Source organism: Dawidia cretensis (assembly GCF_018598175.1).
Taxonomy (GTDB): Bacteria; Bacteroidota; Bacteroidia; order Cytophagales; family Cyclobacteriaceae; genus Ohtaekwangia; species Ohtaekwangia cretensis.
Map to the genome: position 1 here is coordinate 1 of NZ_JAHESE010000117.1, position 500 is coordinate 500.

The window sequence follows — 500 nt, forward strand, 5'->3', positions numbered from 1 at the left end:
TCACCATAGTCGATACACCCCTGACCGGACAAACCGATGCCCAGGGAACGTGGTATTCGGAAGTACCGGGCGGTGACATTGTGGTCGAAGTCAGCGGGCCGGCGGGTAGCGCGTTCGTTACCACGCAGAAACAAGTAACACCACTCGACACCGAGGTAACGGTATTGGAAGTTGCCTTAAAAAGCGGCGTATCCGTTCGTGGTACCGTGACGGCGGCGAGTCAGCCCGTTGGGGACGCTGCCGTGCGTGTCGATGGGTTCGATTATTTGCACACCACGACGGCCGACAATGGCCACTATACCCTTGTCGTTCCGGTGGGTGATTATACGTTACAGGTTACCAAAACCGGTTATGTCGGTGCAGCAAAGCAGCAAACGTTCAGCGGTACGCAGGCTACCGTAGACTTCGTTCTGACCAAGCCCTCGTTTGACATCAGCACCCTCTTAGGCTTCCAGGTCGAAATCGAACGACTCGAAGGCACGGGTAACACCCGCACGTTG

The 500-nt window shown here is 56.4% G+C and carries 1 protein-coding gene; it reads left to right on the forward strand.

The window, feature by feature from the left end; genetic code table 11:
* Nucleotides 1-500 (forward strand): carboxypeptidase-like regulatory domain-containing protein (locus tag KK062_RS29990; protein WP_254088074.1); only part of this gene is annotated, 500 nt, incomplete at both ends.